General features: G+C 49.7%; 12 protein-coding genes. All 12 read right to left on the bottom strand.

What is annotated here, in order from left to right; translation table 11 throughout:
* Positions 1 to 91: 91 nt before the first annotated feature.
* A complete protein-coding gene (locus tag COV46_09110; protein PIR16266.1) occupies positions 92 to 1,393 on the bottom strand; it encodes a hypothetical protein in 1,302 nt (433 codons plus the stop codon).
* Positions 1,394 to 1,559: 166 nt separating this feature from the next.
* Entirely contained in the window at positions 1,560 to 3,002 is a 1,443-nt protein-coding gene (locus COV46_09105; protein ID PIR16265.1) for an NADH-quinone oxidoreductase subunit N, read from the bottom strand.
* A gap of 5 nt (positions 3,003 to 3,007) precedes the next feature.
* Positions 3,008 to 4,492, bottom strand: coding sequence for an oxidoreductase (locus tag COV46_09100; protein PIR16264.1), 1,485 nt, complete (start codon positions 4,490 to 4,492; stop codon positions 3,008 to 3,010).
* A complete protein-coding gene (locus COV46_09095; GenBank protein PIR16263.1) occupies positions 4,493 to 6,619 on the bottom strand; it encodes an NADH-quinone oxidoreductase subunit L in 2,127 nt (708 codons plus the stop codon).
* Between the two features lies 1 nt (position 6,620).
* Complete coding sequence (locus COV46_09090; protein PIR16262.1) at positions 6,621 to 6,926, bottom strand: NADH-quinone oxidoreductase subunit NuoK; 306 nt, start codon at positions 6,924 to 6,926, stop codon at positions 6,621 to 6,623.
* On the bottom strand, positions 6,923 to 7,432 hold the full coding sequence (locus COV46_09085; protein ID PIR16261.1) for an NADH-quinone oxidoreductase subunit J: 510 nt from the start codon (positions 7,430 to 7,432) through the stop codon (positions 6,923 to 6,925). Before COV46_09085 ends, COV46_09090 begins: the two co-directional genes overlap by 4 nt.
* 21 nt (positions 7,433 to 7,453) lie before the next feature.
* Entirely contained in the window at positions 7,454 to 7,915 is a 462-nt protein-coding gene (locus COV46_09080; GenBank protein ID PIR16260.1) for a hypothetical protein, read from the bottom strand.
* Complete coding sequence (locus tag COV46_09075) at positions 7,903 to 9,084, bottom strand: NADH-quinone oxidoreductase subunit NuoH (GenBank protein PIR16259.1); 1,182 nt, start codon at positions 9,082 to 9,084, stop codon at positions 7,903 to 7,905. Before COV46_09075 ends, COV46_09080 begins: the two co-directional genes overlap by 13 nt.
* Positions 9,085 to 9,210: 126 nt before the next feature.
* Positions 9,211 to 10,323, bottom strand: a complete 1,113-nt coding sequence (locus COV46_09070) for an NADH-quinone oxidoreductase subunit NuoD (protein PIR16258.1) — start codon at positions 10,321 to 10,323, stop codon at positions 9,211 to 9,213.
* A 22-nt stretch (positions 10,324 to 10,345) separates the two neighbouring features.
* Positions 10,346 to 10,789: an NADH-quinone oxidoreductase subunit C gene (locus COV46_09065; protein ID PIR16257.1), complete on the bottom strand. Its 444-nt coding sequence runs from the start codon at positions 10,787 to 10,789 to the stop codon at positions 10,346 to 10,348.
* 222 nt (positions 10,790 to 11,011) lie between these two features.
* The gene (locus COV46_09060; GenBank protein ID PIR16256.1) at positions 11,012 to 11,485 is read right to left on the bottom strand and encodes an NADH-quinone oxidoreductase subunit B; all 474 of its coding nucleotides are present in this window, start codon (positions 11,483 to 11,485) and stop codon (positions 11,012 to 11,014) included.
* Positions 11,478 to 11,858 carry an NADH-quinone oxidoreductase subunit A gene (locus COV46_09055; protein PIR16255.1) on the bottom strand — a complete coding sequence of 127 codons (381 nt, stop codon included), beginning with the start codon at positions 11,856 to 11,858 and terminating at the stop codon, positions 11,478 to 11,480. Before COV46_09055 ends, COV46_09060 begins: the two co-directional genes overlap by 8 nt.
* Positions 11,859 to 12,042: the final 184 nt, after the last annotated feature.

Here is a 12,042-nt window from a genome sequence, read left to right as displayed (position 1 = left end):
CCGGTCTTTACAATATGGCCTTCGCCTAATTTCAAAAAAGAGTGAAGAATAAGCATAACCAGAATTTACACCACCCTGCTATGCAACGGGTTTACTGTCTGCCCAGATATGCAAAGAAATCCTGGTTGGCGTGGGAAACCGCGTCGCTATTCTGCCGCCCGTTCACGTTCACGAAGTCGCTCATGAGCTTGGTCTCGGCGTCAGATGCGCTCCTTACGGCTATCGTATTACTGTTATCTATCGTCATGCCGTAGGTCGTCGCCATACCCTCGCGAATACCCTTTGTGGTCGCAGAGCTGTGCACCTCATAGGCGTCTGTTATGGGATAGAACATCTCCTGCGCTACTGCGGCAAGAACGGAACCAAGCGGTGAGGCCGCTAGGTCATCTACCCTGTTCGGGTCTATGAATATCCTGCCATAGAGATTGTTTTCTGACCTTATCACCTGTCCGTAGGTGCTATATGCGAACGAAGGCCCGGGAGAATTTATCACGATATTATATCTTGCGGTAGAACCGAGTTCGCCACTGCAAGGGTCGCTTGTGCTACCGGAGGTGACGAGATTTGGCGCCCTAAACCCTGCGGTGCCATAATAGTTCTCGGCGATAACCGCCGAATTGCTAACAAGGTCCCTTACTGCGGCATATACCCCGGAAGCTGTCGAGGCGTAGCCCATGGCCACAGCCGAAGCGAGCAGATTGGAATTCTTCCAGTTATATACCGTGCACCAGCTACGCGCCTCCCATGTTGAACTGGACGATGTAGACGATGCCGCAGAGCCGAAATCGGTCATGTATGGGTTATAAATGACGGCCACCGTGAACTGCGTCGGGAGTCCATAGAGCTTCGCGACTACGGAATTGCTCGTTATCGTCCCGTGCAGATCGACAAGAGAATTGTCATCGTAATTAAGTATCCTTATGAACGTGTTAGTAGAAGTGGCCCCCGGTGCAAGAGATGTGTCGAAAGGTATGGTCAGAGATACGTTGTTAAGCGAGTTCGTTATAAAGTTAGATGTACCGTTGAGCGTAAAATCAAAACCGACAAGATAAGGAGAATATATCCCCTGATAAGTTGCGTTAACATCACCTTCGCTTGTGTTCACGCTGAAACCGCTCGGCAATGTCCCCTGCCTAACTCTGAACGTAGGCGGCGTTACCTGCATCACGTTTGCGCATGAAGTGATCGCTCCCGAGACGATGGTCACGTACGCATTGGTCATCTGCGAGTAAATGTTGCTCCCTGCCTGATAGCCTCCGTTACATGTGGGCGTTGTAACGCTCCATGCGGTATTTATGTTCTTTCCCGTTGTATAATCGGTTGTGGGCGTCGAAGTATCCTTCCCGCAGGAAAGGGCCAACGCTAAGATAGGAACAAAAAAGGCCTTATTCACGACTCCCCCATTATCAGGGGGTACCTTTCTCCACTTTATTTAAAATGGCAATATAAATTTTTTATGCTACAATGTGCCCCCAAAACGGGGGAAAATGAAAAGAACAGCTTTAATTGTTGCGCTATTCGTGATGTTGCCGGTGACCATTTTTGCCAACTTTCATAGATTATAGGCTTAGAACAAGCGTTGAAATGGGTTGCCAGAAAAGACCCAAAACTATTGTCAAGACCGCCAGGAATATCGCCAGCGTCCCAAGCCTTGCGGCATCGACGGTAAACGGAGCTTGATCGGTCGATTCATCAAAGAACATGGTCTTTACCACCCGCATATAGTAATAGAGCGAGATAACGCTATTGACTATACCTACAATGGCAAGCCAGTAGAGCTTGGCCTCTACGACGGCCGAGAATATGTAGAATTTGCCTACAAAACCGACGAAAGGTGGCACTCCCGTGAGTGACAACAAGAATATCGTCATGACGATCCCGAGTATCGTGCCATAACCGCCGCGGCGACCGAGGCCCTTAAAGCTTTCCATCCCTTCCGACCCCGTCTTATTTGAAACGATCTCGACCACAAGAAAGGCACCAAGATTCATTACCAGATAGGCGATGAAATAGAAATATACCGCCTGAAAACCCTTGGATGTCGCACAGGCAACGCCCATTAAAAGATATCCGGCATGTGCGATGGATGAATACGCAAGGAGTCTTTTTATATTATTCTGTGGAATGGCTGCCAGGTTGCCGAACGTCATCGTAAGAGCCGAGACGGCTACAATGATCAGCGGCCATCCGAACGTAAGACCCTGTTCGCTTGAGACCCTCATTAAAATCGCGAATCCGGCCGCCTTTGGGGCAACGGAGAGGAACGCGGTAATGGGTATAGGCGCCCCTTCGTACACATCAGGGCACCATGCCTGCATGGGGACGGCGGCTATCTTATAGAAAAAACCGGCAAGCATTAGGATGCCGGCCAAGGAGATGATGGAAGAAGGGAGATGGGCAAGCGAAGAAAAGCCGCTGAGATATAAAGAACCGGTGGCGCCATAATAAAGACTTGCGCCGAAAAGGAATACGCCGGAGGCAACCGCGCCGTACAGGACATATTTAAGGGCCGCCTCTCCCGAACGGGGAGAATCCTTCACGTAGCCAACGAGCACATAGGAGAGAAGGCTTACAAATTCGAGCGCCAAATAGATCATTAAAAGATTATTGGCGCCGGCGAGAAGGTTCATGCCGAGAACGGAACCCACGATAAGGGCATAATATTCGGGAGCATCCCCTTTCCCCTCCTTCGTAAGGATGGGAAATAATTCTTTCGACCTCTGCGAGAATATTATTATTAGAACGGCCGTTATTGAAAAGATCGCCTTAAAGAATATCAAAGGTTTATCTACAACTATCATCCCCCAGAATATCGGCGGCGTTCCCACATTGTACTGAAAAAGAGAAAAGATAAAAGCGATCAAAAGCCCCGCCATCGCCAGATACGATGAGACAAGACCTTTATTGAAACCCTTGAAAAGTGAACCTACGAGAAGGATAAGAACCGTCGCCGAAAGGACCAGCTCCGGAACAAAAAAGTTTATACTTAAAAGATTAGGCATAAGTTCTATTTAACAAAGATCCCGTTTATACTGACAAGCGTTGCATTCATTATATCAAGCATCACCTTAGGATATACTCCCAATATGAAGACGATAACCACAAGCGGAGCAAGGGTCAGCATTTCCCGCCGGTTAATATCTGGAAGCGACGCATATTTTTCGTTGATCTTCCCTAAAAATATCCTCTGATACGTCCATAGAATATATGCGGCGGTAAGGACCACGCCTGTGGCCGAGAAGGCCGTGATAAGAGGCCACGTCTTGAACGCTCCTAAGAACACCAAAACCTCGCTTATAAAACCCGAAAGTCCTGGCAGACCCAAGGCCGCAAAGAAGGCTATGGCCGTCCAAACCGCGTAACGCGGCATAATGTGGGCAAGACCTCCGAAGCTGTCGATATCTCTGTGATGGGCGCGGTCATAAAGAATCCCGACAATAAGGAAGAGCTGGGCGGTGATGGTGCCGTGGTTGAACATCTGTAGCACCGCGCCGTTCATCCCTTCGCTGGTGAGACTCGCCATGCCAAGCAAACAGAAGCCCATGTGACTTATCGAAGAATATGCGATGAGGCGCTTGAAATCCTTCTGCGCCATGGCGCAGAGCGCGCCATAAACGATATTAATGAGGCCAAAGACGGCGATCCACTTTGCCAGCTCGAACGTGATATCGGGGAACATCGGGAAACAAAAACGGATCATGCCGTAGGTGCCCATTTTAAGGAGTACGCCGGCAAGAATGACCGATATCGCCGTGGGCGCCTCAACGTGAGCGTCGGGGAGCCATGTGTGGAACGGAAAAACCGGCACCTTAATGGCAAAAGCGATCATAAGCCCCAGCCAGCAGACAAGACGGAACGTATGCGTGGTCATGGGCCCTATGTGTGTCGCCTGATTCATGAGCGTCAACATGTTGAACGTATGACCTTCGCTGTAAAAATAGAACGCAATCATTACAAGGAGCATCATGACGCTACCAATAAGCGTATACAGGAAGAACTTTATCGCGGCGTATTCTCTCCTTGGGCCGCCCCAGATACCGATAAGGAAGTACATTGGGAGAAGCATCACTTCCCAGAAGATGTAGAAAAGGAAGAAGTCGAGAGCCACAAAGACGCCCGTCATGCCAGCCTGGAGTAGCAAAAAGAGCGAAAAATATCCCTTCACCTGCTTATTTATATTCCACGAGGCGATGATGCAGATGGTGGAGATGAGAGGTGTGAGTAGCACCATCGGGGCCGCGAGGCCGTCTATCCCGAGATAATATTGAATGTTATATGTGGCTATCCATGTAAAGGGACCTTCGACGAACTGCATCCCCGCCACACCGCGCTGAAAAAGGTAGAAGATGATGGCGGCGCATACAAGTGACGGAATTGTTGCGATAAGCGCGGTCCACTTAACGGCGGAATTACTTCCCTTAGGCAGAAAAGGGATGATCAGCGCGCCAAGAAGCGGGGTAAAGGTTATGACCGTTAAAATTGGAAATTGCATTTAAAATACCCTCCAGAACAATAGAACTATAAGTCCGAAGACCACTATATAAAAATAATGTTGGATCTTTCCCGTTTGGATCTTTCTTAATTTTTTGCCCGAATCTATCGTTGCCTCGGCGACCATGTTCACCGCTCCGTCCACAAAGAACGAGTCGCACCAGCCGGAAACGGCGGCCCAGAAAACTCCGAGAGAAGCGGCGGCATTAACGAGGCCGTCCACTATCTTCTGGTCGAATGCCTTTAAGAAGTCGTTGAACTTAAGCAGGCTTCTTACAAATAAGATGTCGTAGAGCTCATCGACGTAGAATTTATTGTAGACCACCTTATAAACAAAACCGAATTTCGCAACGAACCTATCGACAATATCTTTCCTTCTTGTGTAGAGCCATACGGCCAGCACAATACCGCCGGCGGCGGCAAGAAGAGATACAAGCATCAGAAGATATTCGACCCAGAGACCGCTCGCATGACCGACCCCCCCCACCCCCTCCTTACGAAGGATGGGCGAAGCAAATACCGGTTCCAGCCACCGTTCAAATAAATTCGGGGCCCCGACCAATTTCCCAAGGGCGTGCGGAATCCCCAAAAATCCGCCAAGCACAGAAAGCGCGGCAAGAATAACGAGCACAACCGTAATAGCAGGAGCCTGTTCCTGAGGCGTCATTGGCTGATGAAGGTCCTCCACCTTATGGCTGACATCAAGCGCGTCGGCCTCGTTACGCTCAACCTCTCTGCGCGTGCGAAGTTTTCCGAAAAAGGCAAGGCTCACCAAGCGGAACATATAGAAGGCCGTGCCAAGAGCCCCCAGCAACGCGACCGCCCATAGGATATAAAAGAGCCATTTCATCTGGCCCATGGAAAACGCCTGCCACAAGATCTCGTCCTTGCTGAAAAATCCCGCCAGCGGAAAGATGCCGGCAAGGGCAAGCGTTGCAAGGAGAAAGGTCCAGAAAGTTATCGGCATGTGATCTTTAAGTCCGCCCATCTTTTCTATGTTCTGCTCGTGGTGCATGCCAAGAATAACGCTACCCGCTCCAAGGAATAGGCACGCCTTAAAGAACGCGTGCGTTACAAGATGAAAGATTCCGGCTGAATATATGCCGGTCCCCATTCCAAGGAACATGTAACCAAGTTGAGAAACTGTGGAATATGCAAGGACCTTCTTGATATCTTTCTGCGCAAAACCGATGACGGCCGCGAAGAGCGCGGTTGCGGCGCCAACAGTTGCCACAATGCTCAAAGCTGCCGGCGACATGGAATAGAGAAAGTTCATTCGCCCTATCATATAGACGCCGGCGGTGACCATTGTCGCGGCATGGATCAACGCCGAAACAGGCGTCGGGCCGGCCATAGCGTCGGGGAGCCATACATAAAGCGGGAGCTGCGCCGATTTTCCGCAGGCGCCCACAAAGAGAAGGGTACACGCAACGGTAACAAGGGTGTAAGGACCCATCATCACGCCTTCAAGGGTGTGCGCGTTCGCCTTTATATCAATGAACGTAACTGAAGGATGACCGGCGGCATAGAGCCCCCAGAAAAGGACCAGCACCCCGAGCAAGAACCCGAGGTCTCCTATCCTGTTAACGATAAATGCCTTCATGCCTGCGACGGCGTTCGGCTTATGTTCGAACCAGAAACCTATCAATAGATAAGAGCATAGCCCCACTCCTTCCCATCCGACGAACATGAGCAGAAGATTGTCGGCCAGGACAAGGGTCAGCATCGCAAAACAGAAAAGGTTCAAATATGAAAAGAACCGTTTGTATGAAGGGTCGGAGGCCATGTAACCGATAGAATATACATGGATAAGAAAACCAACGCCTGAGACCACCAGCGTCATAACAACGGAGAGAGGATCGATAAGGAACGCAACGTTCGCCTTAAGGGCAGCGAGGTCGAACCATGTAAACCAGTTAATTGTGATAGAGCGCGCTTCCGGTTCAAGAAGGCTTAGCTGATAGAACACACCGCATGAGATGATGAACGATGCAAATATCGCCCCGCATGCAACGACGTTCGTGAACCATTTAGGCACCTTCGCCTTTGCGTATGAAAGAAACCCGTTAACAGCCGCGCCAAAGAGCGGCAACAAGGGTATCAAGTAACTGTATCTAATATAATTCATGTCACTCTTTTAAAGTAACCGTCTTCGACGTGTCTATTGCGCCAAACCTTCTATAGATACCGAGAAGCACGGCCAAAGCCACCACGGCCTCTGCCGCGGCGAGGATTATGATAAAGAGCGTCATAACATGGCCATCTGTGTCGTTGCCTCTTGCATGGGCAAAGGCCACAAAGTTAAGCCCCGCGGCATTAAGTATAAGTTCGATCCCTATAAGTATCCCTATGGCATTGATGCGCGTAAGACATGTATAAAGTCCAAGAAGGAACAGTATCAAACCGACTATTATAAAATATCCGAGAGGTATCATTTAACCTCCCTTCGAGAAAGGACCATGGCGCCGACCAATACGAGGACCAAAAGGAGCGAAACAATTTCAAAAGGAAGAAGATATTCGCTCAAAAGCTTCTCTCCTATCGCGGCCGTTGTCGGCTGGAACGTCTCGTGGAACCTTGGCGATAGCTCCGACCTTGCGATCACCCTATAAATAAGGCCACCGAGTATCACCACGCCGACAAATGCGGAGAGCGGCTCCATTGCGCGGTTCAAAAGTTTTCTTTCGCCGGTCGCCGTATCGATCTTTGTCGTCAGCATCACGGCAAAAAGTATCAGTACCAATACGCCGCCTATATAAACGACGAGTTGAACGATGGCCACAAAATCGGCGGAAAGGAGGACGTAGAGTCCAAGGACCCCTGCGAACACGCCGAGGAGCGCGAAGGCGGAGTAGATAATGCTCCGCGAAAACGCCGCGACAGCGGCCGAAAGCACGGTCACGGCCGATATAGCGAAGAATATGATAAGTTTAATATCCATAAACTATCCCCTACCCACTCCTTACAGAGGATGGGAATTCTTTTTATAAGGCACCGCCGTCTTTCCCTCTTCCACAAATTTAAATGTGAGGTCGCTTAAGTTAGGCGTTGCCCTTTCGAACTCGCGCGTAAATTTAATGGCCGCGGTCGGACATACCTCAACGCACAGCCCACAGAACATGCACTTTCCTATATCCACATTGAACTTGGAAATGACCCTTTGCGGCGGATCTCCCTGTTTTGTCGCTCCGATCTCAATGCACTGAATAGGACATGCCCCCTGGCAGAGGGTACATCCCGTACATATCTTCATGTCAACATCTAAAAAACCCCTGTATCTGGGAAAGAGCATCTCTTTAACGGGCGTAGGTGTCCTGTCCGGATACTGGATGGTAATTGGCCTTCGAAACATGTGGCTCGCTGTTATAGTGAGCCCCTCAAATATCGTCGTGGCCGCATTAGCTATATTCTTCAAATAATCCATTTCACATCTGCCTTGCTTTTCGTAAACCGAAGCTGCCAGAAGGTCCTCCACACAAAATACAGGACAACTGCCAGCGTGCTAAAATAAAGAAGATATTTAACAAATAATATCCCCTTGGGCAAAAATACCATCCATGCCGCAGAACCAAGGAGCGCCAAGAATGCGAATGGCGTCAAATATGTCCAAGAAACCTTCATGAGCTGGTCTACCCTAAGCCTTGGGAGCGTCCAGCGAAGTTGTATTATAAGAAGAACAAAGACCCATGTCTTTGCCTGAAAGACCAAGAGCTCCAGAACGTGCGGCATCACCCTTCCTTGGGAGACGGCCCACGCATGCCAGCTTTCAGGAACCTGCCATCCGCCAAGGAAAAGAACGGCCGCTAAAGCGCCTATTACGTATATATTTCCCCACTCCGCAAAGAAGAAGAAAAGGAATCTCATGCCGGAGTATTCCGTGTTATAACCAGCCACCAGTTCGCTTTCGGCCTCGGGGATATCGAACGGGGTCCTGTTCCCTTCGGCAATGGCGGCAATAAGGAAAACGATGAACGCAATGTAGGCAAACGGGCTTTGAAAGACGAACCAATCCGTTGGGTATGCCCCCTGCGCCGAGATTATCGATTGAAGAGATAAGGATCCGGCCATCAAAATAGCTACGGTAATGCTGAGGACTATCGGGATCTCATAAGAGACCATTTGGGCGGCGCTTCTCATGCCGCCAAGAAGCGACCATTTGTTATTGGAGCTCCAGCCCGCGGCGAGAAGCCCTATCACTACCAACCCCCACGCACCCACAATATACAAGGCGCCGACATTTATATCGGCGCCTGTCAAAAGAGATGAAAAAGGAAGCGTTACAAGCGTGAGCGTCACACCTAAGAATACCGGATACGGCGCGAATCTGAAAAGGGCCTTGTCGGCCGAGGCAGGAATGAGATCCTCTTTGAGGAAATTTTTAAGACCGTCGGCAAGCCATTGGATGACGCCTTGCGGCCCAACGCGGTTGGGCCCTATCCTGCTCATTATCCTTCCGGCGATGCGACGCTCCAGCCAGCTCACGGGCCCGGCGAAGAGCGAGAAGAACGTGAGAAGAAGTATGGAGACAATAACCAGGCGCCCGGTTATTATAACCCAAGAAGGTAATGTTAAAATTTGAATTTGTTCAAACATATTCAAGCATAATAACCAGTGACCAAGCACCAATGACGAATAAATACCAAATGATTCAATGTCCCAATCGGAGCTTGAGTTGTTGTGACTTCATTCGTCATTGTTATTTGGACATTGGTCATTGTTTTATCTATCAACTTCCGGTGCAACCACATCAAGGCTCGCCAGAAACGCCACAAGGTCGGAAAGCATCATCCCCTTTGCGACCTTATCAACTATCCCCATCGCCGAAAAAGAACCGGTCCTCATCTTTAAACGATAAGGTTTATCGGTCCCGTCGCTTACAATATAAAAACCCATATCGCCGCGCGCCGATTCGCACCTTGTATAGCCCTCGGCGGCTGGCGGTTTGATCTTTCTTGGGAGTTTTGCCATAACATCGCCGTTTGGCGTGAGCGACAAGGCCTGCCTTACGATCTTACAACTCTCAAGCATCTCGCGGATACGCACCATATATCTGTCGTAAGAGTCGCCCAAAGAACCCGCTTCCCCTGTCCCGACAGGGACATCAAAATCGATCTTTGGATAAACGGAATAAGGGATATTCTTTCTTACATCGAACGAAACCCCGCTACCGCGAAGGTTGGGCCCGACGAGATTATACCCTATGGCGTCTTCTTTAGAGATGACCCCGATACCGGCAAGGCGTTTAATGAAGATATTGTTAAATGAGATAAGGCGGTTGAACTCATCTACTATCGGTTCAAAGTGATCGAGGAACGCGAGGCACCTATCTTTAAATGGCGGCGGCGCGTCGAAAGAAACGCCGCCTATTCTGATGTAGTTATATGTAAGACGGGCACCGCAAAGCATCTCAAAGAGGTCGTTTATTGTCTCGCGTTCGCGAATGGCGTGGATGAACGGCGTGAACGCGCCCATATCCATCGCCACACATCCCGTCATAATAAGATGGCTCGCTATCCTGTTAAGCTCTGCCGCTACAACGCGCAGATATTCGGCGCGCTCGGGGACCTGAATGGCCGCTAGTTTTTCGACCGCAAGAGCATAGGCGTGGTTGCACGTCATGGCGCAGACATAATCTATTCGGTCGGTGTATGGCTGGAAACCCGTGTAGCCGACCTTCTCCGCTATCTTTTCCATTCCGCGGTGGAGATATCCAATGTCCGGCTTTGCCTCGCGGATTATCTCGCCGTCAGTCTTGATGACGAAACGAAGCACCCCGTGGGTGGCCGGATGTTGCGGCCCCATCGATATCGTCATTTCTTCGGTATGTAACATTGGCATATATAATTCCCTCCCCTTACAAAGGAGGGAAATTTCTTGTAGTGGTCATCCCGCAATACTCCGCAGGCTCTTTATAATCCTTCTTTAGCGGGTTTCCCGCCCAATCGTCGGGCATCATAATGCGCCTTAGATCCGGGTGCCCCGTAAAATTAACGCCTAAAAGGTCAAAGACCTCGCGTTCCATCCAGATGGCCGACGGATAGATGGCGGAAACGCTTGCCACCGCACCTGCGGCTTTGACCTTAATAACAACGGTCTCTGTCCTTGGATATGAGAAGAGATGATAAACGACCTCAATATGCTCGCCTCTGTCGGCACCGGTAAGGCATGACAGACAATCAAAACCGTCCGTCTTTGCGCGTTCGCAAACTTCGGCTATTTTATCTGTCGGCACGAAGAAGAACGAATCACCCGCGGCGGCCTTGACCTCTTCTACATATGAAAGTTTCTCTTTAAACATAACTCGTGGGCACCTCTAAAAACCCGTAAATTGCTCGTTCGTCCTGAGCCTGTCGAAGGATGAACCGTTATAAATCAACGCGTTGCAATTTTCATGGTTCGACAAGCTCACCATGAACGGAGGTTTTTAGAGGTGCCCTCGTGTCATTCTGAGCGTAGCGAAGAGCCCCATTAGCACAACCTAATAAATGAGATCCTTCGCTAACGCCCAGGATGACATTCTCTACCTCCTCAAAAACTTCTCGTTCTGCATCTTCTCCTGCAGTTTTAAAAGACCGTCGGTCAGCGCCTCCGGTCTTGGCGGGCATCCCGGCACATAGATATCGACTGGCATTACCTTGTCTATCCCCTTAAGCACCGAATATGAATGCTGAAAAAGTCCGCCACAATTAGAACAGCTCCCCATCGAAATCACATATTTAGGGTCCGGCATCTGGTCGTAAAGCCTGCGCGCGCGGATGGCCATTTTGTAGCTGATGGTCCCCGCGATTATCATGAGGTCCGACTGTCTGGGTGTTGCACGAGGGACCGCGCCGAATCTGTCCCAGTCGCAACGCGGGCCACCGGTCTGCATGAGTTCGATACCGCAGCAGGCGGTGGCAAAGAGCATATACCAGAGCGATGACTTCCTGCACCAGTTAAGGAACTCGTCCACCCTGGTCGTTAAAATGAAATCTGGCAGTGTCCTGTTAAACATTCTTCACCCAATCAAGATCGCGTTTTACCCACACATAAACGAGCCCGATCATCAATACCAGCACAAAAAGCCCTATCTCAATAAGCGCCAAAATACCGTTCCCGCTGGCTATCCACTTTTTAAATACTGCAGCCACCGGGAAAATAAGGACCGTCTCAACGTCAAATATTACAAATATGAGGGCTATTAGATAAAATCGGATGTTAAAGCTTACCCAGGCAGGGCCCACAACCGGCTCGCCGCATTCATAGATCTGTGATTTTACCGGGTTTGGGTTCTTGGGCCTCAAGAATCTTCCGGCAACAAGTGTTCCAAATATGAACACCGTCCCTAAAATGGCAAATGTAAGTACTAATGCAAAATCTTGTAGCATATTTTGGCTGGGCATTTGTTGCGGAAATGTGCCCAAGTGTCAAGAAACTTTCCAAAAATCCTTGGAAAAAAGGAACTCGGAATAGACATCATACCACGAAGTTGTGTTCAGAGGTGACGGAAGATGCCAGCTATCTTAAAGTGGTCCGAAAGTATGAAACGCAGAATGCCAGCCTCTACCGCTT

Source organism: Deltaproteobacteria bacterium CG11_big_fil_rev_8_21_14_0_20_49_13 (assembly GCA_002796305.1).
Classification (GTDB): Bacteria; UBA10199; UBA10199.
This window is presented reverse-complemented; position numbering and strand designations above follow the sequence as displayed.

Bases quoted from the DNA above. Each gene is read 5' to 3' on its own strand.
- COV46_09105 (PIR16265.1), bottom strand. From the start codon at position 3,002: ATGCCTAATCTTTTAAGTATAAACTTTTTTGTTCCGGAGCTGGTCCTT.
- COV46_09100 (PIR16264.1), bottom strand. From the start codon at position 4,492: ATGCAATTTCCAATTTTAACGGTCATAACCTTTACCCCGCTTCTTGGC.
- COV46_09095 (PIR16263.1), bottom strand. From the start codon at position 6,619: ATGAATTATATTAGATACAGTTACTTGATACCCTTGTTGCCGCTCTTT.
- COV46_09090 (PIR16262.1), bottom strand. From the start codon at position 6,926: ATGATACCTCTCGGATATTTTATAATAGTCGGTTTGATACTGTTCCTT.
- COV46_09085 (PIR16261.1), bottom strand. From the start codon at position 7,432: ATGGATATTAAACTTATCATATTCTTCGCTATATCGGCCGTGACCGTG.
- COV46_09080 (PIR16260.1), bottom strand. From the start codon at position 7,915: ATGGATTATTTGAAGAATATAGCTAATGCGGCCACGACGATATTTGAG.
- COV46_09075 (PIR16259.1), bottom strand. From the start codon at position 9,084: ATGTTTGAACAAATTCAAATTTTAACATTACCTTCTTGGGTTATAATA.
- COV46_09070 (PIR16258.1), bottom strand. From the start codon at position 10,323: ATGTTACATACCGAAGAAATGACGATATCGATGGGGCCGCAACATCCG.
- COV46_09065 (PIR16257.1), bottom strand. From the start codon at position 10,789: ATGTTTAAAGAGAAACTTTCATATGTAGAAGAGGTCAAGGCCGCCGCG.
- COV46_09060 (PIR16256.1), bottom strand. From the start codon at position 11,485: ATGTTTAACAGGACACTGCCAGATTTCATTTTAACGACCAGGGTGGAC.
- COV46_09055 (PIR16255.1), bottom strand. From the start codon at position 11,858: ATGCTACAAGATTTTGCATTAGTACTTACATTTGCCATTTTAGGGACG.